Here is a 23,750-nt window from a genome sequence, read left to right on the forward strand (position 1 = left end):
GCCTGTCGTGGTCCGCGAACGTCCCACGCGCAGCAGAAGTTCCCCGCACAGGGTCACAAAAGTAAAACTATTCAGAACTCTTCTGAAACAACCTGCTCAGAGTGCCCAACCCTCGCCGGTACTTAACGGTCTAGCTCGGTGGCAGGCGGACAGAGGGGGACTGACCGCGAGGATGCGTGGGACTCGGGTAAAAATGCACATTTCTTTTTTGCTCCACAACGGGTATGCCATCGGGGGAACCGTCCGCACCACCTACAACCTGGCCCGCACCCTGGCCGAGCACCACGACGTGGAGGTGGTCTCGGTCTTCCGGACCCGGGACCGCCCCGTCTTCGACCCGGGGCCGGGGGTGAAGCTGCGCCCTCTCCTCGACACCAGGGGAGTGCGGACCCCGGACGCGCTGGGCACCGACCATGCCCGGCCCGCCGAGGTCTTCCCGGAGGCCGACGGCAAGTACCCGATGTACAGCGCGCTGACCGACCGCCTCATCGGGGACCACCTGGGCAGCACCGAGGCGGACGTCGTCATCGGCACACGCCCCGGCCTCAACACCCATATCGCACGCCAGACCAGGCGCGGTCCCGTGCGGCTGGGGCAGGAGCACCTCACCCTCGCGACCCACTCCCGCCGCCTGAAGCTCGTACTGCGCAGCGTCTATCCCCGGCTCGACGCACTGACCACCGTCACCGAGGCCGACGCCGCCGACTACCGCCGCATGCTGCGGCTGCCCGGGGTGCGGATAGAGGCCGTGCCCAACAGCGTGCCCGAGCCCGGCGTCACCCCGGCCGACGGCAACAGCAAATGGGTCGTCGCGGCCGGCCGTCTCGCCCCGGCCAAACGGTACGACCTGCTCGTGCGGGCCTTCGCCAAAGTGGTGGCCGAGCGCCCCGACTGGCGGCTGCGGATCTACGGGGGCGGCCGGGAGCAGCCGGGACTGCGCGCGCTCATCGACGAACTCGGCCTCTACAACCACGTCTTCCTGATGGGGCCCATCCACCCCATCGAGCCGGAGTGGGCCAAGGGATCGATAGCCGCCGTCACCTCCAGCCTGGAGTCCTTCGGCATGACCATCGTCGAGGCCATGCGCTGCGGACTGCCCGTCGTGGCGACGGACTGCCCGCACGGCCCCGCGGAGATAGTCCGCCCCGGGGTCGACGGCCGCCTGGTGCCCACGGGCGACGAGGACGCCGTCGCGGGGGCGCTGCTCGGCCTCATCAACGACGACGAACTGCGGCACCGCATGGGCCGGGCGGCGCTCGCCGACTCCGCGCGCTTCGATCCCGCGCACATCGGCGCCCGCTACGAGTCGATACTGCGCGACCTGGTCGGCAAGGGCAGCCGCGGCATGCACCGCACCCGTGCCTCGCTGCTGGGCGGGGCCTACGCCGTCAAGGACGCCCTCACCGGCACCGGGCCAGGAGCGCTCCAGGGAGGACACACAGCATGAGCGGCAGCACCACCGAGACCGTTCCACCGCCGGCGGCCACCACCGCCGACAGCCCGCTCGCGCCGCTGGCCACCACCGCCAGGGAGAAGCACCGCCACAACGCTGGAGAACCGTTGCCCTCACAGTCCGCCCAGCGCGGCCCGGCCGTCGACTGCACCGCCGACAGCGCCGGGGGCCTCACCTTCGATCTGAGACTTCCCGTCGCCGAGGCCCAGGGCGGCGACGTGGGGCTGCTGCTGCGTCGCCGTCCGGCCCTCTCCGGCGAGACCGAGGAGATCCGGCTGCCGCTGACGCCCGTACAGGAGGCGGAACCCGGCACTCTGCGCGCCGCGCTGCCCAGCACGGTGCGGATGGCCGAGGGCCGCTGGAACGTCTTCCTCGCGCTCCCGGGGCGGCCACCGCGCAGGCTGGCGCCCGGCGTCAACGACCTGCGCTCGCTGGTCGACCGCGTCCCGCAGGAGACCCGCAACTGGCTGGGCGTCCGCATCCCCTACGCCACCAAGCACGGCAATCTCAGCGTCCGCGCCTGGATGCGCTGGCCGCACGCCGAGGCCGGGACGCTGCGGGTGGGCGACGGCGCACTGGAGCTGGCGGGGCGGCTGTACGGAGTCGAGGTCACCGACACCGCGCGGCTGGAGGCGTGGCCGCGCCGCGGCGAGACCGAGCCGGTCGTCGTGGACGCCCTCGCCGGTACCGACCTGCGGGAGTTCACCGCCGTCCTGCCCTACTCGCCACTGGCCGCCAACCGGCTGTGGGACCTGTGGCTGCGCCCTGAGAAGGGCGCTGAGGCGGTGCGGATCGCGCGCATCCTGGACGACGTCCCGGACAAGAAGCGGATCTTCACCTACCCCGCGCACGCCGTCGAACCGCTCACCGGACCGCAGCCGGCGAACGAGCAGCCCACGGCCAGGGCCAAGCCCTATTACACGCTCAACAACGACCTGGCCGTACGCGTGGACCGCGTGGATTGAGCAGCCCCCAGGCCCCGCCGGTGAGTGCCGGCCCACGGCAGGCCCTCGCGGACGCAAGCTGTCCGCGAGCGGTGTCAGACTCGGCGCATGCTGGAGACCTCGGCACGCCTGCTACGGCTGCTCTCACTGCTGCAGACCCACCGCGACTGGTCGGGCACCGACCTGGCCCGGCGGCTCGATGTCAGCCCCCGCACCGTGCGGCGGGACATCGACCGGCTGCGCGAGCTGGGCTACCCCGTCCACTCCACCAGCGGCACGGCAGGCGGCTACCAGCTCGGCGCCGGAGCCCAGCTGCCGCCGCTGCTGCTGGACGACGAGGAGGCGGTGGCCGTCGCGGTGGGTCTGCGCGGCGCGGCCGACGGCGGCGTGGACGGCATCAGCGACGCCTCTGCCCGTGCCCTGGTCAAACTGGAACAGGTCCTCCCGCACCGGCTGCGCCGCAGGGTGAGCGCGCTCAGCGAGTTCACCGTGCCGATGGGCGGCGCCCACCGCGGCCCCGCGGTCGACGCCGCCACCCTGGCCGAGCTCGCCCACGCCTGCCGCGACCACGAACGGCTCCGCTTCCGGTACGAGACGCACGACGGCGCAACCGGCCGTCGCGCCGTGGAACCGCACCGGCTGGTGACCACACACCGCCGCTGGTACCTGGTCGGCTGGGACCTGGACCGGGCCGACTGGCGCACCTTCCGGGCCGACCGCATCACGCTGACCCCGCCGCACGGGCCGCGCTTCGAACCCCGCACGCCCCCGGCGGAGGACCTGGCAGCCTGGGTCTCCGAGGGCGTTTCCACCCGCGTCTACCCGGCGCGGGCGACCGTGCTGCTGCGTGCGCCGATGGAACAGGCGGCCGAGCGGATCTCCATGTCCTCCGGAACCCTGGAGCCGCTGGACGAGCACAGCTGCCTGCTGCGCACGGGAGCCGTCTCGCTGGAGGGGATTCTGGTCCACATCCTCATGCTCGGCTTCGATTTCGAGGTGCGCGAGCCCGCTGAGCTGACGGAGTACGTCGGCACCCTGCGGGACCGGCTGTCCCGCGCGCTGGCCCCCGCGGTGCCGGGCGGGGAGGGCAGGTAATCGGCTCTTCGGTAACTCTTCCACCGCTTTTCATATGTCCTTCCCCCGCAGTTCGGAAATACGTGAGAGCGACGTCGACGCCGCTGATTCCGGAGCGGGAAGCGGAATATCGAATGCGTCGAATTGCGAGTGGGACGAGTGCGCGGAGGCCACGGACGAGTGAAGCGGACAACGCATGGGCGTGCACCGAGTGTTGTGACGCAAGCGTGACGCCGCCGCTGCGGGGACGGGACTTCCGGCTGCCTTCCCGTCCGCATACGGTGGCCCCATGGAATCCTTCGCACCGCAACCGCCCGACGACGACCCGGACAGCTATGTCGGCCTCGCCGCACAGGAGGCCGAACGGCGCGCCCGGGAACGCGGCTGGTCCAGCGTGCGTCACCTGGCTCCGGACGCGATCATCACCATGGAGTACGTCACCGGGCGGCTGAATCTGACGGTCGAGAACGGTCAGGTGGTGCGCTGCTGGGCGGGCTGAAGGGCCGACTCAGCCGCCGGCAGCTCCCGGTAGCAGCCGGCTCACGGTGGGGGAGAAAAGCCCTCAGCCGGCGCCTCAGTACCGCGAGGAGGCCGGAGCCCGCGTCTCCTCGGCCGTACGCGGCAGCGCCGCGCGGGTCCCGCTTCCGGAGTCCTGCGCCGGTACCCGCGCGCCGACCAGCGGCTGCCGGGCCGGCACCGGCTGCGCGGCGGGTGAGGACGCCGCGGACGGTTTGGGCGCCAGCGGTGAGCCGGCGGTGCCGAATCGCTCCCGCAGGGCGAAGACCAACGCCTCGACGCGGGCGATCGCGGGCTCGCACCAGGGCAGCCCGAGCAGGATCAGCAGCCCGGCTGCCCAGCCCAGGAGCACGTCGCTCACCCAGTGCGTACCGAGGTAGACGGTGGTCGCTCCCACGCCGAGCGCGAAGACGGCCGCCACCACGGACAGCCATCGGCGAGCCCGCGGGGTGGTGGCCAGGTAGGCGAGGATGCCCCAGGTCACCACCGCGTTCGCGGTGTGGCCGGAAGGAAATATATCGCCGCCGGCCCACAGTTCGGCCGAGCCGATCTCCGTGGCGTAGTGCGGACCCAGGCGGCCCAGGCCGATCTTGACGGCGCCCACCGAGACGTTGAGCAGCAGCAGGGCGAACCCCAGTGCCAGCAGCGGCCGGAGCGTGCGCTGCCGCCAGGAGCGCCAGCCCAGCCAGGCCGCCACCAGCACCGCGGTGGGGCCGCGCTGTCCCAGCACCACGAAGGCGTCCAGGAAGCCGTGGATCTGAGGCCACTGCTTGTACGGGCGGAAGAGCATGACCTGCCAGTCGAGCCGCACCAGCCACGTCGTACCCAGCACGGCCACCACGATCGCCAGATAGAAGGCGACCGTGGCGCTGAACAGGCCCAGCCGGACAGGGCTCATGCGCGGGAAGGGCCCGCGGGGGCGATGAGGCTCCTGCTCCAGCCGGGAGAAGATTCGGTCGGTACGCACCTAATCGAGATTACCGGGCGTGAAGAGCCGCTCCGGCGATGACGGCCCGTTCGTGATGCCGATGTGATGTGCAAAAGCGCCTCACGCGGGCTTAGGTTCTGTTTATCTCCCGCGTTTCCGGCGCCGATTGATTGTCGGACGGGGCCATGAAGCGACTTCGGTCACAGGCGGGTTGACGGGAAATTTCTTCATTCCCCGCTCCCGCGCGCTGTTTTCCGGGGACAAACGCTCCTTGCGCACCTCCTGCCCCCAGTACACCTCCCGCCCCTCCGCGTACCTCCCGTCCCACTTCTCACGGCGGGCCCGAGCCGTTGAGCCACCAGGCGCCGTAGCAGGCCGACGCGACCGCCAGCGCGGCCAGCGCCGCCGCGGCGCGTGCCGGACGCCACCGCGCCAGCGCGGCCGCCGCCGGCAGCAGCAGCGGGAAGGCGGGCAGCAGCAGCCGCGGCTTGGAACCGAAGTAACCCTTGGCGCACAGCGCGAGGGTCACCACCACGCCCGCGTACACCAGCAGCGCGGCGGGCTGCCGTTGCCGTACGCACAGCACGTACAGCCAGATCACCAGCGCGACACCCGCGAGCAGCCCGAGGCCGCCGACGACCGTGCCGGTCAGGTTCTCCCAGATGAAACCGGCGAACGCCCAGCCGCCGTCGAAGCCGTTGCCCCACTGGCCCTGGATGTCCAGATATCCGGTGACACTTCCGGTGCGCACCCCCACCCACGCGACGTACCCGAACCAGCCCACCGGCGCCAGCAGCAGCCCGAGCACCATCCGGGCACCGGGCGCCCGCCGCCCGCCGCGCAGCTCCAGCAGCGCCGCGATCCACACGGCGGCGACCACCGCGGCCCCGACCGGGCGGGTCAGCCCCGCCAGCGCCGCCAGCGTGCCGGCCCACACCCAGCGGCCGTTCAGCACCGACCACAGCGCCCACGCGGCCAGCGCGGTGAACAGCGACTCGCTGTAGGCCATCGACTGCACCACACCCACCGGCACCGCCGCCCACAGCACCGCGAGACACACCCCCGCCCGGTGCCCGTGCAGCCGCGTGCCGGTCAGATACAGCGCCCAGGCCGCCGCCAGCGAGGAGAGCCAGCTCACCGCCATGCCGGCGTCGGGCGCGGCGAGCGGCGAGAGCTGCGACAGCCCTCGCTCCAGCGCCGGCAGCAGCGGAAAGAACGCCAGGTCGGAGTGGACCCCGCCGTCCGGCAGCCGTACCTGGTAGCCGTACCAGCCCTCGGCGACCCGGGCGTACCACAAGGAGTCCCAGCGGCCCGTGAGCAGCGTGTGCGCGCTCGTGCCACGGGTCGCGCTCCAGACGGCCAGCGCCAGCAGGCCCAGCGCGCGCACGCCCACGTACGCCAGCAGCGCGTGGGCGGGCCCGGGCCGGGTCCTGGTGGGGCCGCGCGCGGCGGACCCGCTCCGCGTCCGGGGCTTGCCGGGGTCGGCGAGGTCAGTCATTCGGACGATTATTGGCCACCGCGGCGCAGCGCCGCTCGGCGGGACGGAAACCTCCGCGAAGGTGACCGACGCGGGGAAACCGCTGGAAAATCGCGGTCATGGACGGCTGCGTCCCGGGCAGATGCACCGGCGACGGTCCACCAGATGCATGGGGGAGCGCTGGACGCCTGCGCCGGTTCGCGTACGCTGACCGGCACTCGCCCCTCTCCATCGGGGCCGGACGCCGACGCCGAACGGGCCGCGCGGGCAGGTGCCGCGACCCGGGTGACCGTCCCCCACCCCCACGGTCCGCCCCGCGGGTGCGAGAGCAACAGGAGGTGCGTACATGTCCGGGACGACCACGGCCATATCGCGGAAGGCGGCGGACGTCCCCGTAGGCGGAGCGGGAGCACGGCGGCCGGGCCGGGACGTGAGCCGGTGGACCGTGCTCGTCGTGCTGTGCGCGAGCCTGCTCCTGGTGGCCGTGGACGCCACCGTGCTGCATGTCGCCGTGCCCGCCGTCTCCGAGGACCTGCGGCCAGGCTCCATCGAACTGCTGTGGATCGTCGACACCTATCCGCTGGTGTGCGCCTCGCTGCTGATCCTCTTCGGCACGCTCGGTGACAAGATCGGCACCCGCCGGGTGCTGCTGTTCGGCTATGCGCTGTTCGCCGCGGCCTCGGCCGTCGCCGCCTACGCGGCCACCCCCGCCGTACTGATCGGCGCCCGGGGCCTGCTCGGTGTCGGCGGCGCCATGATCATGCCGGCCACGCTCTCGATACTCCGCCAGGTCTTCCCCGACCGCCGCGAGCGCGCGCTGGCCGTCGGCATCTGGAGCGCCGTCGCCGCGGTCGGCGCGGCCGTCGGACCGCTGGTGGGCGGGGCGCTGCTGGAACACTTCTGGTGGGGCTCGGTCTTCCTGATCAACATTCCGCTGATGGCCGCGGGTCTGCCGGTGGGACGGTGGCTGCTGCCGGAGTCCGCGACCGGCAGCGACGGCCCCTGGGACGTGCTGGGCGCCGGCATGGCGGCGCTCGGCCTCTTCGGGGTGATACTCGGCGTCAAACAGGCGGGCGGCGGCGAGGTGCTCACCCCGCTGTGCTGGCTCCCGCTGCTGACCGGCGCGGTGCTGATCGCGCTGTTCGTCCGCAGGCAGCAGCGGCGCCCCCACCCGCTGATCGACTTCGGCACCCTGACCCGCGCCGCCTTCGGCACCTCCGTCGGCTGCATCGTGCTGACCGTCCTCGCACTGGTCGGTCTCGCGCTGATCGCGGCCCAGTACCTCCAGCTCGTCCTCGGGCTCTCCCCACTGGAGACCGGGCTGCGGCTGCTGCCGCTGTCGGTCGCCGCCATCGCGGCCGGACTCCTCGGCTCCCGGCTGCTGGCGCTGCTGGGGCCGCGCCTCATGGTCGCGCTCGGCTTCGTGGTCACAGCGCTGGCGGTGCTGTGCCTGACCGGAGTGGGCGAGCACGACCGGCCGGGCCTGCTGATCGGCGCCTTCGTGCTGCTGGGCTTCGGCCTGGAGACAACTCTGTTCGGCTGCTACGAATCCATGCTGAGCGAGGCGCCGCCCGGCCAGTCCGGCGGCGCGGCGGCCGTCGGTGAGACCGCCTACCAGCTCGGCGCCGGCATCGGCATCGCCCTGCTGGGCAGCGTGATGAACGCCGCGTACGGCCCTGGCGTCCGCAGCGCGGCGCACCGCCTCGGGCTGCCCGGGACGACCGGGGCCGACGCCAGCCACTCGCTGGGGGAGGCGTACGAGGTCGCCGGACATCTCGGCGGCGGCCCGGGGGAGGCGCTGCGGTCGGCGGCACGCTCCTCGTTCGTCACAGGACTCCATGTGACGCTGCTGGTCAGCGCCTGCCTGCTGCTGCTCGGCGCGCTGGCCGCGCTGCGGCTGCCGCGCCGGATGGAGGGCACCGGAAGCGCCACCCGCGGCGGTGCGGGCCACGAGGCCGCACACGGCGGTGCGGAACAGCGCGACAGTGCGCCACATGACCGGCCACGACGCTCCGGGCACCCCTTGTCGCGGGGCGTTACCGGGTCGTAGCGTCGGTTCGGTGTCCGGGACCGTCCCTCCGGGTGATCCGCCACCGCGTGCTCTCTTCACGACGCGTGCTCTCTTCGACGCGTGATCTTCACGACGCGTGATCTTCACGAAAGGCGCTGCCCATGAGCTCACTGCCCGCGTTCGACGCGCACGATCCGCTGGGGATCGACGACCTGCTCAGCGACGAGGACCGCGCCGTGCGCGACACCGTGCGCTCCTGGGCCGCCGATCGCGTCCTGCCGCACGTCGCCGAGTGGTACGAGCGTGGCGAGCTGCCCGGCATCCGTGACCTCGCCCGTGAACTCGGCTCCCTCGGCGCCCTGGGGATGTCGCTGACCGGCTACGGCTGCGCGGGCGCCAGTGCCGTCCAGTACGGCCTGGCCTGCCTGGAGCTCGAGGCCGCCGACTCCGGCATCCGCTCCCTGGTCTCCGTCCAGGGCTCGCTGGCGATGTACGCCATCCACCGGTTCGGCAGCGAGGAGCACAAGCAGCGCTGGCTGCCGCCGATGGCCGCCGGCGAGGTGATCGGCTGCTTCGGGCTGACCGAGCCCGACCACGGCTCCGACCCGGGCGGCATGCGCACCTTTGCCAAGCGTGACGGCTCGGACTGGGTGCTCACCGGGCGCAAGATGTGGATCACCAACGGCTCGGTCGCCGGGGTCGCCGTGGTCTGGGCCCGCACCGACGAGGGCGTGCGCGGGTTCGTCGTACCCGCCGACACCCCGGGCTTCTCGGCACCCGAGATCAAGCACAAGCTCTCGCTGCGCGCCTCGGTCACCAGCGAGCTGGTGCTGGACGAGGTGCGGCTGCCGGCGGACGCGGTACTGCCCGGCGCCGAGGGGCTGCGCGGCCCGCTGAGCTGTTTGAGCCACGCCCGGTACGGCATCGTATGGGGCTCGATGGGAGCGGCCCGGTCCTGCTTCGAGGCGGCGCTGTGGTACGCCAAGGAGCGGGAGCAGTTCGGCAAACCGCTGGCGGCCTTCCAGCTCACCCAGGCGAAGCTGGCCGACATGGCGGTCGAACTGCACAAGGGCGTGCTGCTCGCGCACCACCTGGGACAGCGGATGGACGCGGGACGGCTGCGGCCGGAGCAGATCAGCTTCGGCAAGCTCAACAACACGCGGGAGGCGATCGAGATCTGCCGCACCGCACGGACCGTGCTGGGGGCGAACGGGATCTCGCTGGAGTACCCCGTGATGCGGCACAGCACCAACCTGGAGTCCGTCCTCACCTACGAGGGGACCGTGGAGATGCACCAGTTGGTGCTCGGGAAGGCGTTGACGGGGATCGACGCGTTCCGGGGGTAGCGGGGCTCCGTCTCCCCTCGGGAGACGCCCGCCGGCCCGCAGGGGCTACCGGGTAGCCCCTGCGGTGGTCAGCTCTGGTTGAAGAAGCCGCCCGGGTCGCGGCGGTCCTCGTTGGTGACGACGCTGTAGTCGGGCGGCGTGAGCAGGAAGACCCGGTTGGCGACCCGTTCGATGGAGCCGCGCAGCCCGAAGGTCAGCCCCGCCGCGAAGTCGACGACCCGCTTGGCGTCCGCGGGCTCCATCGCGGTGAGGTTGACGATGACCGGTACCCCGTCCCGGAAGAGCTCGCCGATGCCGCGGGCGTCGCGGAAGCACTCCGGGCTGACCGTCGCGATCTTGGTGCCCTGGTCCTGCGCCGTCTCGGCCGTGACGCGCACTCTGGGGTCGGTGACCCACGGCTCACGCGCGGCGTCCCCGGGCTCGGGAGCCTCGGCGGGGCCGTCCGCCCCGTCGGCGTAGTCGTAGTACCGCATCTCACTGTCGTCGACGAGGCCCAGCCAGGCACTCGCCTTGCGCACCGATCCCATGGACGCCTCCTCTCCTCTGCGCGGTGTCCCACCGTTCTCTAGCGCTCCGCCGCGGGTCCGCAACCCCTATGGTCGTCCATGATGCTGATGATGCGCCAAGCGGTTACCCGTCCAGCACGGCATTCGTGACGGTTCTGGTGCACAACGGGGTGGCGCTCGACCAAGATTGTTGTTCCGAGCGGCTGGTGACGGGGTGCGGGATGTTCCGCCTTGTCCCGTTCCGGCCGGACGGGTGGCCGTCGATGCCATCCGAGTGAGCGACTGCCCCGCCGTGCTCCCAGGTTGACCGGGGGCTGGCCGGCTGTAGGCCAGAATCGTCTCCTCCCCCACTCCTCCCGTTGTCAAACGGCGTGGACGGCACGCGAACTGGACCCAAGGAGTCCGAAAGACGCCCTTGCGGGGCTGGAAAGCCGCTGCGAATACTCCATGCAGCGTTTGTCAGGAGCACGCTTGGTTTCCCTGATCGGGAGGAAAAGTGAGGACCAAACGCACAAAAGCCAACGGCAGCTTGGCACGCCGGAGACGCAACGGGCTGATCGCCGTCGCGTCGGGCATGGCGGCGGCGGGGGCGCTCATCGCGCCGGCCACCGCTTCAGCAGAAGCTCCGGCCCCCCACACCTACACCGCAAGTCAGCTCAGCACGGCAAGTGACGCCGTGCGGGCCGCCGATGTCGCGGGCACGGCGTGGCACGTCGACAAGAAGAGCAACAAGCTCGTCGTCGCCGTCGACAGCCGCGTCTCCCGTGCCGAGATCGCAGAGATCCGGCAGACCGCGGGCAAGAACGCGGGCGCTCTGAAGATCGAGCGCGTCAAGGGCAAGTTCCAGAAGTACATCTCGGGCGGGGACGCCATCTACTCCGGGTCCTACCGCTGCTCGCTGGGCTTCAACGTGCGCAGCGGCAGTACCTACTACTTCCTGACCGCCGGGCACTGCACCGACGGCGGAGGCAACTGGTACACCAACTCCAGCCACTCCACTCTCATCGGTCCCACCGCCGGCTCCAGCTTCCCCGGCAACGACTACGGGATCGTCCGCTACAGCAACTCCTCCGTCTCGCACCCCGGCACCGTCGGCGGCCAGGACATCACCAGCGCCGGCACGCCGTCCGTCGGCCAGGCGGTGACCCGGCGCGGCAGCACCACCGGCACCCACAGCGGCACGGTGACCGGGCTCAACGCCACCGTCAACTACGGCGGCGGTGACATCGTCTACGGCCTCATCCGCACCTCCGTCTGTGCGGAGCCGGGCGACAGCGGCGGCCCTCTCTACCGGGGCAGCACCGCCTACGGTCTGACCTCCGGCGGCAGTGGCAACTGCCGTACCGGCGGGACGACGTTCTTCCAGCCGGTGACCGAGGCGCTCAGCAGGTACGGCGTGAACGTCTACTGACGCTCCGTCACCAGTAGCCGCGCTGAACGCGGCGCGGTCACCCTGTGCCCGTGCACGCCCCCTGGGTGCGTGCACGGGCACTTCCGTGTGCAAGGGGCCGGTGCCGGTGCCGGTCGGCCTCCGGTCCGGCGGCAGGCGCACATCTCTCTGGGCGCGCGTCTTTGTGTGCCGCTGCGCGGGTGTGTTCGCGCGCGCGAGCGCGGACGCGCTGTCCGCGCGGGCGTCGGCTGCTGCGGATGCTTCGATCCCTCGCCGGAATCCGGCCGTTGAAGGGGACGAATACCGGACAGGTCCATGCCTTACGTACTGAACACACCACGTTGCCCCGCGTGTTCGTTCTACCGGACGTCAGGGGACAGGAAGGGACGTTCGGCCCCTTGACCGGCAGACCGAACTTCCGGTCGGCTGACGCGATCTGAGTCTTGTGCGGAGATCGCCGACTCGCAATACTCGGCGCACAAGTTGGCATGGACGCGACTTCCTCTTGGGTAAGAGGGGCGTGTCCGTACATCCTCCGGGCCCGCCCACGCCTCGGGCGGGCCCAACCCCCCACTGGAGGTATCACGTTGTCCAACCACCGACGCGTACCCAAACGGCGGATTCTGCTCGCCGGCGCGGGCGCCGCCGCCCTCGCCGCCGGAGCGCTGACGGTCACCACCGCCAACGCCGCACCCGAAGCCCCCACGGCCAAGACCCTCTCCTCCGCCTCGGCAGCCAAGCTGGCCTCGAAGCTCACCTCGGGCCTCAAGGGCCACGCGGGCTCCTACTACGACGCCAAAGCCAGGCAACTCGTCGTCAATGTCACCGACGACGCGGCCAAGAAGAAGGCCGAGGCGGCGGGCGCCAAGGCACGGGTCGTCGACCACACCCTCTCCCAGCTCGCCTCCGCCAAGGAGACCCTCACCGAGCACGACGTCACCGGCACGGCCCGCGCCGTCGACGTGAAGGCCAACAAGGTCGTCGTCACCGCCGACAGCACGGTCAAGGGCGCCAAGCTCACCGCGCTGAAGAAGCAGATCAAGGCCCAGGGCGGCAAGGCCGAACTCAAGCGCACCAACGGCAAGTTCACCACCAAGATCGCCGGTGGCGACGCCATCTGGGGCGGCAGCGGCCGCTGCTCGCTCGGCTTCAACGTCACCACCAAGGACGGCAAGCCCGGCTTCCTGACCGCGGGTCACTGCACCACCGCGATCTCGTCCTGGTCCGACAAGCAGGGCGGCCAGGAGATCGCCAAGAGCGGTGACGGCAAGTTCCCGGGCAACGACTACGGCATCGCCACCTACACCGGCGACACCGATCACCCGAGCGAGGTCAACCTCTACGACGGCGGCACCCAGGCCATCTCCGGCGCCGGCGAGGCGCAGGTCGGCCAGAAGGTCACCCGCAGCGGCAGCACCACCCAGGTGCACGACGGCACGGTCAAGGCGCTGGACGCCTCCGTCTCCTACCCGGAGGGCACCGTCAACGGGCTGATCCAGACCGACGTGTGCGCCGAGCCCGGCGACAGCGGCGGCTCGCTCTTCGCCGGCGACAAGGCGCTGGGTCTGACCTCCGGCGGCAGCGGTGACTGCTCCTCCGGCGGCGAGACCTACTTCCAGCCGGTGCCTGCCGCGCTGGACGCGCTCGGCGCCAAGATCGGCTGACGTCTCTGGCTGATGCCTCTGGCCGATGCCTCTGGCTGATGCCTCCCGGTTGACGTCTCTGGCTGATGCCTCCGGCTGACGCTTCCGGCGGTCGCGTCGGCCGGTTCGGCGCCCGGCCCCCACGCGGGATCCTGGTGAGCCCCTTTTGCCGAGGGGCTCGGAACCCCCCACAGCGGAACCCCCCCGGACGAGGTCCGGGGGGTTCCGTGCGGCTTTTCAGCCGGGGGCTGTCAGCTCAGCTCGGCCGCGACCAGCTCCGCGATCTGCACGGCGTTGAGCGCGGCACCCTTGCGGAGGTTGTCGTTGGACAGGAAGAGCGACAGGCCGTGCTCCACGGTCTCGTCAGCGCGGATACGACCCACATAGCTGGCGTCCTTGCCCGCCGCCTGGAGCGGGGTGGGGATCGGCGAGAGCTCCACACCCGGCGCCTTTCCGAGCAGCTCGGCGGCGCGCTCCGGGCTGAGCGGACGGGCGAAACGGGCATTGACCTGGAGCGAGTGGCCGGTGAAGACGGGAACCCGCACGCAGGTGCCGGATACCTTCAGGTCCGGAATGTCCAGAATCTTGCGGCTCTCGTTGCGGAGCTTGTGCTCCTCGTCCGTCTCGGCCAGACCGTCGTCGACGATCGAGCCGGCCAGCGGCAGCACATTGAAGGCGATTGGCCGCTTGAACTTGTCCGGCTCGGGGAAGTCCACCGCCTCGCCGTCGAAGGTCAGCCGCGCGGCGTCGTTCTCCACCGCCTTGCGGGCCTGGCTCTCCAGCTCCGCGACACCCGCCAGACCGCTGCCGGAGACCGCCTGGTAGGTGGCGACGACCAGCGCCGTCAGCTCCGCCTCCTCGTGCAGCGGACGCAGCACCGGCATCGCGGCCATGGTGGTGCAGTTCGGATTGGCGATGATCCCCTTGGGGCGGCGCTTGGCGGCCTCCGGGTTCACCTCGGAGACGACCAGCGGCACCTCGGGGTCCAGCCGCCAGGCCGAGGAATTGTCGATGACGACCGGACCCTGCGCCGCGACCTTCTCGGCGATCGCCTTGGAGGTGGCGCCACCCGCCGAGAACAGGACGATGTCCAGTCCGCTGTAGTCGGCCGCCGCCGCGTCCTCGACGGTCACCTCGCCGTCCTTCCAGGGCAGCGTGCGGCCCGCGGAGCGGGCGGAGGCGAACAGGCGCAGTTCGTCGACCGGGAAATTGCGCTCGGCCAGAATCTCGCGCATCACTGTGCCGACCTGACCGGTGGCTCCGACAATCCCGACCTTCATGGGGCTCCTTTTGCCTTGCTGAGCGGGTGGCGGCCTGGGGTCGCCGCTGTGCGCTCGGGTTACGTGCGTGTTCCGCTTCTACCCTGCCTGGTGTCGGGTACGGGGGGCCAGCACTTTGATTTGAGTCACAGCTGCCATTGGCTGAGGGCCGCCGCCATTGGCTGAGGGCCCGGCCCTCTGACTCTCTCCCCATGTTGGGGGCTCCGCCCCGAACCCCCGGGTCCTCGCCGGACGGGCGTCGGGGGACTTCGAAGCAACAAACGGGGCGTGCGTCCACAACGCGGGGGGCCACCCCGTGAGGGGCCCGCGTTCACAAGCGGCGGACCCCGAAGGGCGGGGGTGCCAAGGGGGGCGGCGAGATTCGAATAAAGTTTCGATGGCTGGTTTATTGTGGTGGCTCGGGACAGCGAGAGGGGGCACAGAGGCAGGAGGTGGCACAGATGAGGCCAGGCTTCAGCTTCACGCACCTGCACGTGACCTCGGGCTTCTCCATGCGATACGGAGCCTCCCACCCCGAAACCCTCGCGGAGCGCACCGCCGAACGGGGGATGGAATCGGCCGCCCTCACCGACCGGGACAGCCTCGCGGGCGCCGTCCGCTTCACCAAGGCATGCGCCCGCGCCGGCGTACGCCCGGTGTACGGGGTCGAGCTCGCCGTCGAACAGCAGCCGGACCGGAGAGGGGGCACCAGCAGTGGTGTCACCAGTAAGGGGCGAACGCCGGCCAGAGGCGGACGCTTCATCGATGAGTCGGCCCAGCGGGCCGTCTTCCTCGCCCGCGACGGCGCACACGGCTGGTCCGAACTGTGCCGGATGATCACCGCAGCCCACGACCACGGGGCTGGGACCTCCCAAATGGGAAGCAACCAGGAAAAGCCGCTCCTCCCATGGGCGGCGCTGCACGGCGAAGCCGTAATCGTGTTGCTGGGCGCGGAGTCCGACATCGGGCGCGCCCTCGCGGCGGGCCGCCCCGACCGCGCGGCGGCCCTCCTCGCCGGGTGGCGGGAGATCTACGGGGACGCGCTCCGGTTGGCGGTCACCGGTTCCGGGCCGCTGCGGGAGGCGGCCAGGATGCTGGGGCTGGCGGCCCAGGAGGGGGTGAAGCCCGTACTGACCAACGCCGTGCGCTACGCCGACCCGGCCCCGGCAGCCGAGGTGAACGTCGCCGATGTGCTGGACGCCGCCCGCTGCCTCGTCCCCGTCGACCCGCGCAGAGGGCTCGACGGCGGTGAGCGCTGGCTGAAGGGGCCGCAGGAGATGGCCGAGGCGGCGGAGCGGATCGCCCGGGCCGCCGGGTACGGGCACAGCACCGCACTGCGGCTGCTCGCTCTCACCGAGGAGACCGCGGCGGCCTGCCGGGTCGATCCGGAGGAGGACCTGGGGCTGGGCAGGGTGCACTTTCCCGAGCCTCGTCTGGCCGGGACCGGCGGCCGTACGGCGGTGCGGGCCCTGCGCTCACGGTGCGCCGCCGGGATGATCACCCGGCGTTACGAGCGGGATGCGAAGCGGTGGCGTCGGCTCGACGAGGAGCTGGCCGTCATCGAGGGGCTCGGTTACTCCTCGTACTTCCTGACCGTCGCGCGCATCGTCGAGGACATCCGCGAGCGGGGCATCCGGGTGGCGGCCCGCGGCTCGGGTGCCGGGTCGTTCGTGAACCATCTGCTGGGCATCGCGCACGCCGACCCGGTCGAGCACGGGCTGCTGATGGAGCGGTTCCTCTCGCCGCGCCGGGTCGAGCTGCCGGATATCGACATCGATGTGGAGTCGGCCCGGCGGCTGGAGGTCTACCGCGCCATCTTCGAACGGTTCGGCGAGGAGCGGGTGGCCACCGTGGCGATGCCCGAGACCTACCGGGTGCGGCACGCGATCCGCGATGTGGGCGCGGCCCTGGGCCTGGACCCGGCCGAGACCGACCGGCTCGCCAAGGCGTTTCCGCACATCAGGGCGCGGGACGCGCGCGCAGCGCTGGCCGAGCTGCCGGAGCTGGAGCAGCTGCGGCGGGAGGGGGCGCCCGCGGAGCACGGAGAGCGGTTCTGGGAGCTGGTGGAGGCGCTGGACGGGCTGCCGCGCGGGGTGGCCATGCACCCGTGCGGGGTGCTGCTGTCGGACGCTTCGCTGCGGGCCCGTACGCCTGTGGTGCCCACCAGCGGCGAGGGCTTCGCGATGGCGCAGTTCGACAAGGACGACGTGGAGGACCTCGGGCTGCTCAAGCTGGATGTGCTGGGTGTCAGGCTCCAGTCGGCGATGGCGCACGCGGTCGCCGAGGTGGAGCGGGCGACGGGGGAGCGGGTCGAACTGGACGCGATTCCGGAGGGCGACAGCGCCACCTATGAGCTGATCCGTTCCTCCGAGACGCTGGGCTGTTTCCAGATCGAGTCGCCGGGGCAGCGCGAGCTGATCGGGCGGCTCCAGCCGGAGACCTTCCACGATCTGGTCGTCGACATCTCCCTCTTCCGGCCGGGGCCGGTCGGCGCCGACATGGTCCGCCCCTTCATCGAGGCGCGGCACGGGCGGCGCCGTATCCGTCATCCGCACCCCGGCCTGGCCGAGCCGCTGGCCGAGACGTACGGGGTGGCGATCTTCCACGAGCAGGTGATCCGCATCCTCTCCCGGCTGACCGGCTGCGACCGGGGCCGGGCGGACGAGGTGCGGCGGGTGCTCAAGGACGACGAGCAGCGGCCGGGCGCGAAGCTCTGGTTCGAACGGGCGGCCGCACGGCGGGGGGTCGCGCCGGAGGTGATCGCACACGCCTGGGAGGTCGTGGAGTCGTTCGGTTCGTACGGGTTCTGCAAGGCGCACGCGGTGGCGTTCGCCGTACCGACCTACCAGTCGGCATGGCTCAAGGCGCACCATCCTGCGGCTTTCTACGCCGGGCTGCTGGAGCACGATCCGGGTATGTACCCCAAGCGGCTGCTGCTGGCGGACGCGCGGCGGCGCGGGGTGCCGGTGCTGCCGCTGGAGGTGAACCGGTCCTCGGTCGCCTATCGAATCGAACTGGAGTCCGATTCCGGCGTATGGGGGCTACGACTCGCGCTCGCGGAGGTGCACGGCATCAGCGAGGCCGACGCCGCCCGGATCGAGGCCGGGCAGCCCTACGAGTCGCTCGCCGACTTCTGGCGCCGGGCCCGCCCCTCCCGGCCGGTGGCCGAGCGCCTCGCCCAGGTCGGCGCGCTGGACGCCTTCGCACCCGGCGGCAACCGCCGTGACCTGCTGCTGCACATCGCCGAACTGCACCGGGCGCAGCGCGCTGCCGGGGCGCGCGAGGGACAGCTGGCGCTGGGGGAGGGCGCCGCTGCGAGCGGGACCGCGGGCACGGCCCGGCAGGCGGAGCCCGTCCACCTGCCCGACCTGGACAGCGAGGAACGCCTCGGCGCCGAACTCGACGTCCTGGGCATGGACACCTCCCGTCATCTGATGGCCGACCACGTCGCCTTCCTGCGGGAGCTGGGCGCTCACTCGGCCCGCACCCTGCGCTCGGCGCGGCACGGCGAGACGGTACTGATCGCGGGCGCCAAGGCCGCCACCCAGACACCGCCGCTCGCCTCGGGCAAGCGCGTCATCTTCACCACCCTGGACGACGGCACCGGCCTGTCCGACCTCGCCTTCTTCGAGGACTCGCACCCGGCCTGCGCTCACACCGTCTTCCACTCCTGGCTGCTGCTGGTGCGCGGCGTCGTCCAGCGGCGCGGCCCGCGCAGCCTCACCGTCGTCGGCTCCGCCGCCTGGGACCTGGCCGAGCTGGTCGAACTGCGCCGCGAGGGCGGCCTGGAGGCGGTCACAGCGCGGCTGGGGGAGCCCCCGGGAGGTGTGGGGGAATCCGCCACCGGGCCCGGCCGCACCATCGAGGTCGCGCCAGGCTACGAGATGCACCCTTGGGCCGACCTGCGTCCCGCGGGTGAGGCCGCGGGCTCTCCCAAGGCGCTCCGCAAGATGTGGCACTCCAGCCCGGGGAGCGCGGGATGAGCGGGCACGCGGGGGAGAACGCGCGCCAGCGCGGGGAGACCCATGTGCTCTACGTGCACTTCGGCGGTCTGACGGCGGACGCCGGGGGTGAGTACTACGAGGCGCTCCTGGCGCTGCTCACCGACATCACCCCGGTGGTCCAGGCCCTCCCGCCGGACGCTGCGCTCGCCGATGTCCGGGGGGCACTGCGGTACTTCCGGCGGGACGCCGTCGAGCTGGCGCGGCTGGTGAGGCTGCGCGCGCTCGCTCTGTACGGCGTCGACTGCACCGTCGGCGTCGCCGCAGGGCCGCTGCTCGCCCGGATGGCCGCACAGGCAGGCGAGCCGGGCCAGGTACGTGAGGTGCGCCCGGCGGAGACCGCCGCCTTCCTCGACAGCAGACCGGTGGCGGCGCTGCACGGGGTCGGTCCGGCGACGGCGCGGGCGCTGTGCGGATACGGGCTCGACAGCGTCGGCCGTCTCGCCGCCGCGCCGCTCGCCACCCTCCAGCGCATCCTCGGCGCCGCGGCCGGCCGCCGGCTGCACGAGCGGGCGCGGGGCATCGACCCCACGCCCGTCACCCCTACGGCGCCACCGCGCTCGGCGAGTGCCGAACACCTCTTCGAGCGGGACGAGCTCGACGCCGGACGCCGCCGCGGCGCCCTGCTCACCCTCGCCGACGACCTGGGGTTCCGGCTGCGTGCCGAGGGGCAGGTGGCGCGGGCGCTCACACTCACCGTCCGGTACGCCGACCGCACCGCCACCACCCGTACCCGCGCGCTGCCCGAACCCACCGCGCACACCCCCGCGCTGGCCGCCGTGGCCTACGCCCTGCACGACGCGCTGGCCCTCCAGCGTGCCCGGGTCCGCGGTGTCACCCTGCGGGCCGAGGAGCTGACGGCCGCGGAACTCGCCGCGCATCAGCTCTCGTTCGACGTACGGGAGGAGAAGGCCCGCCGGGCCGAGGCGGCAGCCGACCGCGCCCGCCGCCGCTTCGGCGTCTCCGCCGTACGCCCAGCCGGTTCGAACCCACCGCGGGCGGCCTAGCCAGCGGGAGCCTCGGCGGGAGGGACGCGCGCCCCGCCAGGGACTCAGAGCGGGACGTCGCTCAGGTCGGTGCACTTCGACTTCTGCGGGATCTTCTCGACCGTTCGGTTCAGGACAACCAGCGCGTCGCCGCTCAGTCCGCTCTTCGCGTCGATGGCCACCTCGACGGCGGGGTCGCGGCCGAAGGTCCTGAGGACCTTGTCCCCGTCGCTGTCGAGTCTCTTCTCGTCGAGCACCCAGTGCACGCCGTCGACGTCCACGCACACATCGAGGGTGGAGGACGGGGGTTCGACGCCGCACCGCAGGACGACCGAGGCGTCACCCCACGCGGCGGCGCTCTTTCCGTCGACCTCGTCCCGGCCTTCTCCCAGCAGGGTCCGCGGAGCCTTGGACAGCACGTCCGAACAGGCCGGGTCGCCGGCGAAGGGCGCTGCCTCGACCGAGTACGCCGACGGGGACAGGGCGTACCAGCCGCCGGCGGCAGCCAGAGCCACGATGCCCGCTCCGACGGCGATTCCCGCTCTTCTGTTCCCCGTTCCCCACCGCATCCCGTCAGGATGTCATGCGAGAACCCGCTGCCGTGGCCGGTCGCCACGGCAGCGGGAGTCGTACGGATCACTGGCCGGTACGGATCACCGGCCGTGCCGGCGTCGGCTCACCCCGCCGCCCGGAAACTCCGCAGCCGCAGGCTGTTGCCGACCACGAAGACGGAGGAGAAGGCCATCGCCGCACCCGCGATCATCGGGTTCAGCAGCCCCGCGGCGGCCAGCGGCAGCGCGGCGACGTTGTAGGCGAAGGCCCAGAAGAGGTTGCCCTTGATGGTGCCCAGCGTGCGGCGGGAGAGCCGGATGGCGTCGGCCGCCACGCGCAGGTCGCCCCGCACCAGGGTGAGGTCACCGGCCTCGATGGCCGCGTCGGTGCCGGTGCCCATCGCCAGGCCGAGGTCGGCCTGGGCGAGCGCGGCCGCGTCGTTGACGCCGTCGCCGACCATCGCCACCGAGCGGCCCTCGTCCTGGAGGCGCTTGACGACCCCGACCTTGTCCTCGGGCATGACCTCGGCGATCACGTCCTCGGCAGGGATGCCCACCTCGACTGCCACCGACTCGGCCACGGCGCGGTTGTCGCCGGTCAGCAGCATCGGCGTCAGACCCAGCTCGCGCAGCCGCCGGATGGCCTCGGCGCTGCTGGGCTTGACCGCGTCGGCGACCTCCAGGACGGCGCGCACCTCGCCGTCCCAGGCGACGGTGATGGCCGTACGACCGGCACGCTCGGCCGCCTCCTTGGCGGCGGCCAGCGGTTCGGGGAGCTCCAGCGCCCAGTCGGCCAGCAGCTTCTCGCGTCCCACCAGCACCGCGTGGCCCTCGACCACGCCCTGGACGCCGAGTCCGGGGACGTTGGCGAAGTCCTCGGGGGTGGGCAGCGTGCCGTACTCCCGCTCGGCGCCCTTGGCCACGGCCTGCGCGATGGGGTGCTCGGAGGCGTTCTCCAGGGCGCCCGCCAGCCGCAGGACCTCCTCCACGGTGGTGCCGTCCGCCGCGTGTGTGGCCAGCAGCGTCATCTCGCCGGTGGTCACGGTGCCGGTCTTGTCCAGGACGACGGTGTCGGCCTTGCGGGTGTTCTCCAGCACCTCCGGGCCCTTGATCAGGATGCCGAGCTGGGCCCCCCGCCCGGTGCCGACCATCAGCGCGGTGGGAGTGGCCAGCCCCAGGGCGCAGGGGCAGGCGATGATCAGGACGGCGACCGCCGCGGTGAAGGCCGCGGTCAGCCCGGCGCCGCTGACCATCCAGAAGCCGGCGGTGGCCAGAGCGAGCAGGATCACCACGGGAACGAAGACAGCGGAGATCCGGTCAGCGAGCCGCTGCGCGGCGGCCTTGCCGTTCTGCGCGTCCTCGACCAGTTTGGCCATCCGCGCCAGCTGGGTGTCGGAGCCGACGCGGGTGGCCTCGACCACCAGCCGGCCGCCCGCGTTGAGCGTCGCACCCGTGACGCTGTCGCCGGTGCCGACCTCCACGGGCACGGACTCACCGGTGAGCATCGAGGCGTCCACGGCTGAGCTGCCCTCGACCACGGTGCCGTCCGTGGCGATCTTCTCGCCGGGGCGGACGACGAAGCGGTCACCGACGGCCAGCTCCTCGGTACGGATCAGCACCTCTCGGCCGTCCCGCAGGACGGTCACCTCCTTGGCGCCCAGCTCCAGCAGCGCCCTGAGCGCCGCGCCCGCCTTCCGCTTGGAGCGGGCCTCGAAGTACCGCCCGGCGAGGATGAAGGCGGTGACTCCGGCGGCGGCCTCCAGGTAGATGTTCCCCGCGCCGTCGCTCCGTTCGATCGACAGCTCGAAGGGGTGTGTCATCCCCGGCATCCCCGCCGTGCCGAAGAACAGCGCCCACAGCGACCAGAGCATGGCGGCCGAGGTGCCGAGTGAGATGAGGGTGTCCATGGTGGCCGCGCCGTGCCTGGCGTTCGTCCAGGCGGCGCGGTGGAAGGGCCAGGCGCCCCAGACGACGACGGGCGCCGCGAGCGTGAGGGACAGCCACTGCCAGTACTCGAACTGGAGCGCTGGGATCATCGCCATCGCGATGACCGGCACGGCGAGGAGCACGGAGCCGATCAGCCGCTCGCGCAGGGAGCGCAGCTCGTCGTCCCGGCCGCCCTCCGCGGCCGCGCCCTCGCTGCTGTGGTCCTCTCCCGGGTCCGGGCGGCGCGGTTCGGGGGGCGGGGCCGCGGTGTAGCCGGTGGCCTCGACGGTGGCGATCAGGTCGGCGACCTGGATGCCCTCGCCCATGCTGACCTTGGCCTTCTCGGTGGCGTAGTTGACCGTGGCGGTGACGCCGTCCATCCGGTTGAGCTTCTTCTCGACGCGGGCGGCGCAGGAAGCGCAGGTCATACCGCCGATCGCCAGCTCGACCTCGGTGCCGGCGGCCGGGCCGCCGGTGGCCGTGGTGCTCTCGGTGCTCTCATGCGTCGCGGTCATCGTCTCTCCTCGGTGGTGCCCGGCGCGGCCCGGGTCACGAGTGCCTCCGCACTACTGTTTCATACCCGCCTGGGGTATGAGTAGCGCTGCCTTCATGTATACCCCCCAGGGGTATATAGCGCAAGGAGTGCGCGGCTCGCCGACTGTCCGAAATTGGTCGTACGCGGGTACTGGTCAGTGACCTTACTCGCGCGTAAGTTGACGACGTTTCCAACAGCTCCGCTCCCACCCCCCTCCCCTCACAGCACGAGGAGCCGGACATGAAGCCGAAGCAGTCGATGCTGCCGTCGAAACGCGTACGCAGACCGTCGAAGCCGGCCCGCAGACCGTCGAAGCGAGTGCGCGGATCAACGGCCACGGCTGTGGCCATGGCCGTCGCGGTCGTGGCCCTGCCCGCCACCACCACAGCGGCCGCCACCCCCACCGCCGCCCCCGCGTCCGAGAGCGCCGGGACGCTCAGCGGGACCACCGGCGGCTGGAACGACTACTCCTGCAAGCCCTCGGCCGCGCACCCACGCGCCGTCGTCCTGGTCCACGGCACCTTCGGCAACTCCGTGGACAACTGGCTGGGACTCGCCCCCTACCTGGTCAAGCGGGGCTACTGCGTCTTCTCCCTGGACTACGGGCAGCTGCCTGGCAAGCCCTTCTTCCACGGGCTCGGCCCCATCGAGGACTCCGCCCGGCAACTCGCCGCCTACGTCGACAAGGTGCTCGCCGCGACCGGCACCGAGAAGGTCGACATCGTCGGCCACTCACAGGGCGGCATGATGCCCCGCCAGTACCTCAGGTTCCTGGGAGGCGCCCCCAAGGTGAACGCGCTCATCGGTATCGCCCCCAGCAACCATGGGACCACCCTCAGCGGTCTGGCGGAGCTGGCCGACCGGTTCCCGCCCATCGGCGACGTGGTCGAGGAGATCGGCCCGGCGCTGCTCCAGCAGAAGGAGGGATCGGACTTCCTCAAGAAGCTCAACGCGGGCGGCGACACGGTGCCCGGCGTCAAGTACACCGTGATCGCCACCAAGTACGACGAGGTCGTCACGCCCTACAAGACACAGTTCCTCGAAGGCCCGAACGTGAAGAACGTGACGCTCCAGGAGCTGTGCCCGCTCAACATCTCCGAGCACCTGGCTGTCGCGCTCGCCGACCGGATGGCGTGGCACGAGACGGCCAACGCACTCGACCCGGCCCACGCCACCCCCACGACCTGCTTCTCCTGAGGAGAGG

17 protein-coding genes are annotated in these 23,750 nt (G+C 71.8%); 11 read left to right on the top strand and 6 right to left on the bottom strand.

Annotated elements, in window-relative coordinates:
• Positions 1 to 193 precede the first annotated feature (193 nt).
• The 4 genes from JW592_RS08695 (at position 194) to JW592_RS08710 (ending at position 3,970) form a co-directional block, all read left to right on the top strand.
• Positions 194 to 1,447 (top strand): glycosyltransferase family 4 protein, encoded by a 1,254-nt coding sequence (locus tag JW592_RS08695; RefSeq protein ID WP_209264366.1) that lies wholly within the window; start codon positions 194 to 196, stop codon positions 1,445 to 1,447.
• Positions 1,444 to 2,418 carry a hypothetical protein gene (locus tag JW592_RS08700; RefSeq protein ID WP_209264367.1) on the top strand — a complete coding sequence of 325 codons (975 nt, stop codon included), beginning with the start codon at positions 1,444 to 1,446 and terminating at the stop codon, positions 2,416 to 2,418. Before JW592_RS08695 ends, JW592_RS08700 begins: the two co-directional genes overlap by 4 nt.
• A gap of 87 nt (positions 2,419 to 2,505) precedes the next feature.
• Positions 2,506 to 3,492, top strand: a complete 987-nt coding sequence (locus tag JW592_RS08705; RefSeq protein ID WP_209264368.1) for a helix-turn-helix transcriptional regulator — start codon at positions 2,506 to 2,508, stop codon at positions 3,490 to 3,492.
• A gap of 268 nt (positions 3,493 to 3,760) precedes the next feature.
• Entirely contained in the window at positions 3,761 to 3,970 is a 210-nt protein-coding gene (locus JW592_RS08710; RefSeq protein WP_209264369.1) for an I78 family peptidase inhibitor, read from the top strand.
• 75 nt (positions 3,971 to 4,045) lie between these two features.
• Here the strand turns inward: JW592_RS08710 and JW592_RS08715 are convergent, their stop codons facing one another.
• On the bottom strand, positions 4,046 to 4,954 hold the full coding sequence (locus JW592_RS08715; protein WP_307805344.1) for a phosphatase PAP2 family protein: 909 nt from the start codon (positions 4,952 to 4,954) through the stop codon (positions 4,046 to 4,048).
• A 292-nt stretch (positions 4,955 to 5,246) separates the two neighbouring features.
• On the bottom strand, positions 5,247 to 6,413 hold the full coding sequence (locus JW592_RS08720) for a putative hexosyltransferase (protein ID WP_209264370.1): 1,167 nt from the start codon (positions 6,411 to 6,413) through the stop codon (positions 5,247 to 5,249).
• A gap of 325 nt (positions 6,414 to 6,738) precedes the next feature.
• Between JW592_RS08720 and JW592_RS08725 the strand changes: the two genes are divergently transcribed.
• Both JW592_RS08725 and JW592_RS08730 read left to right on the top strand, forming a co-directional pair.
• A complete protein-coding gene (locus tag JW592_RS08725; RefSeq protein ID WP_209264371.1) occupies positions 6,739 to 8,442 on the top strand; it encodes an MFS transporter in 1,704 nt (567 codons plus the stop codon).
• Between the two features lie 122 nt (positions 8,443 to 8,564).
• Positions 8,565 to 9,749 carry an acyl-CoA dehydrogenase family protein gene (locus JW592_RS08730; protein ID WP_209264372.1) on the top strand — a complete coding sequence of 395 codons (1,185 nt, stop codon included), beginning with the start codon at positions 8,565 to 8,567 and terminating at the stop codon, positions 9,747 to 9,749.
• 68 nt (positions 9,750 to 9,817) lie between these two features.
• Here the strand turns inward: JW592_RS08730 and JW592_RS08735 are convergent, their stop codons facing one another.
• Positions 9,818 to 10,276 (bottom strand): cell division protein SepF, encoded by a 459-nt coding sequence (locus tag JW592_RS08735; RefSeq protein ID WP_209264373.1) that lies wholly within the window; start codon positions 10,274 to 10,276, stop codon positions 9,818 to 9,820.
• 475 nt (positions 10,277 to 10,751) lie between these two features.
• Here JW592_RS08735 and JW592_RS08740 point away from each other — a divergent pair, with 475 nt between their 5' ends.
• On the top strand, positions 10,752 to 11,666 hold the full coding sequence (locus JW592_RS08740; protein WP_372446470.1) for a S1 family peptidase: 915 nt from the start codon (positions 10,752 to 10,754) through the stop codon (positions 11,664 to 11,666).
• A gap of 566 nt (positions 11,667 to 12,232) precedes the next feature.
• Entirely contained in the window at positions 12,233 to 13,309 is a 1,077-nt protein-coding gene (locus tag JW592_RS08745) for a S1 family peptidase (RefSeq protein ID WP_229375464.1), read from the top strand.
• Between the two features lie 230 nt (positions 13,310 to 13,539).
• Here the strand turns inward: JW592_RS08745 and JW592_RS08750 are convergent, their stop codons facing one another.
• Positions 13,540 to 14,568, bottom strand: coding sequence for an aspartate-semialdehyde dehydrogenase (locus JW592_RS08750; protein ID WP_209264375.1), 1,029 nt, complete (start codon positions 14,566 to 14,568; stop codon positions 13,540 to 13,542).
• A gap of 440 nt (positions 14,569 to 15,008) precedes the next feature.
• Between JW592_RS08750 and JW592_RS08755 the strand changes: the two genes are divergently transcribed.
• Positions 15,009 to 18,530, top strand: coding sequence for a DNA polymerase III subunit alpha (locus JW592_RS08755; RefSeq protein ID WP_209264376.1), 3,522 nt, complete (start codon positions 15,009 to 15,011; stop codon positions 18,528 to 18,530).
• Entirely contained in the window at positions 18,527 to 19,555 is a 1,029-nt protein-coding gene (locus JW592_RS08760; RefSeq protein WP_209264377.1) for a DNA polymerase Y family protein, read from the top strand. Before JW592_RS08755 ends, JW592_RS08760 begins: the two co-directional genes overlap by 4 nt.
• A gap of 44 nt (positions 19,556 to 19,599) precedes the next feature.
• Here the strand turns inward: JW592_RS08760 and JW592_RS08765 are convergent, their stop codons facing one another.
• Positions 19,600 to 20,049: a DUF3515 family protein gene (locus tag JW592_RS08765; protein WP_209264378.1), complete on the bottom strand. Its 450-nt coding sequence runs from the start codon at positions 20,047 to 20,049 to the stop codon at positions 19,600 to 19,602.
• A 161-nt stretch (positions 20,050 to 20,210) separates the two neighbouring features.
• Positions 20,211 to 22,526, bottom strand: coding sequence for a heavy metal translocating P-type ATPase (locus tag JW592_RS08770; protein ID WP_209264379.1), 2,316 nt, complete (start codon positions 22,524 to 22,526; stop codon positions 20,211 to 20,213).
• Between the two features lie 278 nt (positions 22,527 to 22,804).
• On the opposite strand from JW592_RS08770, the gene JW592_RS08775 reads away from it, so the two are divergent.
• Positions 22,805 to 23,743: an esterase/lipase family protein gene (locus tag JW592_RS08775; RefSeq protein WP_372446474.1), complete on the top strand. Its 939-nt coding sequence runs from the start codon at positions 22,805 to 22,807 to the stop codon at positions 23,741 to 23,743.
• The last annotated feature ends 7 nt before the right edge of the window (positions 23,744 to 23,750 follow it).

This window comes from Streptomyces spirodelae (assembly GCF_017676385.1).
GTDB lineage: Bacteria > Actinomycetota > Actinomycetes > Streptomycetales > Streptomycetaceae > Streptomyces > Streptomyces spirodelae.